The sequence below is a fragment of the Microcoleus sp. LEGE 07076 genome (assembly GCF_015207455.1).
Classification (GTDB): Bacteria; Cyanobacteriota; Cyanobacteriia; order Cyanobacteriales; family Microcoleaceae; genus Microcoleus.
Genome location: NZ_JADEWV010000437.1, coordinates 1 through 1797 on the forward strand (window position 1 = coordinate 1; position 1797 = coordinate 1797).

Consider the following 1797-nt stretch of genomic DNA (forward strand, 5'->3'; position numbering starts at 1 on the left):
GTTCGGGGATGGGGTGGGCCTCCACTTTAATAATCTCACCGCCCATGAGTCTTTTGGCAGCGCGGGCGCGGATGCCTGCTTGCAGCTTTTTGATGCTGGCTTGATTGACTTTCATCGTGCCGGTACCGACGGCTACGTGGTCGTATTTGGGGAACACCCAAGCGTAGAAATCGGTAGACACGTCATCGCCGACGTACATTTCGGCTAAGTCGTGGTAGTAAGCCATTTTATCTTCCGGCAGGCGGATGCGTTCTTGAAAGGCGATCGCATAATTGTAGTCGCCTGCATCAATCGCCTTGGCTACGCGGGAGTTAGCGCCGTCAGCCCCAATCACCAAATCCACTTTCAGAGTTTTCTGAGTTCCCACGGCGGTGCCGTTGGAGTGGTCGGCGTAGTGGAGAATGTAGGGGTCGGTGTTGTTGGCGGGAATCTCTAATTTGTGTACGGTGCCGTTAATTAGTTTGGCACCTAAGCTGGCGGCGCGATCGCGCATGAAGCCGTCGAGCACTTCCCGGCGGCACATACCGATGTATTCGTCGGCATTTTCGATATTGATGTCCACCTCAACATTGGAGGGGGAAATCATTTTCATTTTTCTGACTTGACGGTCAATAATACTTTGTGGCAAGTCGAATTCGCTGACCATGCACAGGGGAATCGCCCCACCGCAGGGTTTTGCGTTGTCTAATTTTCGCTCGAATAAATAAGTTTCGATGCCTGCTTTTACCAGTGTTTCGGCGGCGGAAGAACCGGCCGGCCCTGAGCCCACAACTGCAACCCGTAGTGTCAAAGCTTTTCTCCCCAGTTTTTTCTATAAGTATTTACTCAGTCAGATGTGATGGTATCACGGAGTTTCTTGGCTGTGGGGTAAGGACGGGAGATTTAAATGAAATGAAACAGAGCTTAACAATTGGATACGAAAATTGGGTTTGGGATGGTAAATGCGATCGAACTTATTAAATCTTTCCTGGTAGATGAAGGCAGATGGATGATGGTGTGCGATCGAATTAAATACAGTGCGATCGAATTAAATACAGTGCGATCGAATTAAATACAGATGCAGACGGCGGTTGAAACCGCTCCTACACAAACGATGTCCGCCTGCGCGGACTGAAGAAAACAACGTAATTTTCAACGTCGGTTCTTCAACCCGCTCCCGTCGCGTGAGTGTTTGTAACGATGTCCGCCTGCGCGGACTGAAGAAAACAACGTAATTTTCACCGTCGGTTCTTCAACCCGCTCCCGTCGCGTGAGTGTTTGTGTAGACGCGGTTTCAACCGCCGTCTGTATTTTGCCATCGTGTGCCGGCCCCGATATCTCGACTGAAAACTGTACGTGGGGCCGATCGAACTCCGTGCAATTACGTTACATTTAAATTAAGTAAAGCTCCTATATAAAATTTCAAATTGCTATGCTAGGTAATTTTCAACAAAGCCAATTGCGGATTGAGGTTGAAGCTTCGGAGACTGCGATTCGGGACAGTTTGGTACGTCCGGTGCAGTTGCAGCAGTGGCTGTGGCCTCAGCAGTTTTCTAAGGGTTTGCCCGAATTGCTCGATCCCGAATTGACATTCACAAGTTGGATAGGCCCGGTAGCGGTGCAGCACTATGTGGAGATTGCAGAGTCAAATTGTCTGCGGCTGTTGTTGAGTCAGGGAATTGACGGATTTCACGAGTGGTATTGGGGCGACGGTTGGGTGCAGTCTCGGTTGGAGGGTGTGTCGCTGCTGCCGCTGAATTTGGGACAAACGGCTAGTTTGTTGCGGCTACGGGAGTTTTTGGCGGGGAAGGGGAAGGG

3 protein-coding genes are annotated in these 1797 nt (G+C 50.4%); 2 read left to right on the plus strand and 1 reads right to left on the minus strand.

The window, feature by feature from the left end:
* Positions 1 to 790: FAD-dependent monooxygenase (locus IQ270_RS30015; RefSeq protein WP_193976743.1), on the minus strand; the 790-nt coding region annotated here is incomplete at its 3' end.
* Positions 791 to 910: 120 nt separating this feature from the next.
* Here IQ270_RS30015 and IQ270_RS30020 point away from each other — a divergent pair.
* Together IQ270_RS30020 and IQ270_RS30025 are read left to right on the plus strand one after the other, a co-directional pair.
* Positions 911 to 1051, plus strand: coding sequence for a hypothetical protein (locus IQ270_RS30020; RefSeq protein WP_193976744.1), 141 nt, complete (start codon positions 911 to 913; stop codon positions 1049 to 1051).
* Between the two features lie 360 nt (positions 1052 to 1411).
* Positions 1412 to 1797, plus strand: a 386-nt coding sequence (locus IQ270_RS30025; RefSeq protein ID WP_193976745.1) for a hypothetical protein, incomplete at its 3' end; no start/stop codon positions are given.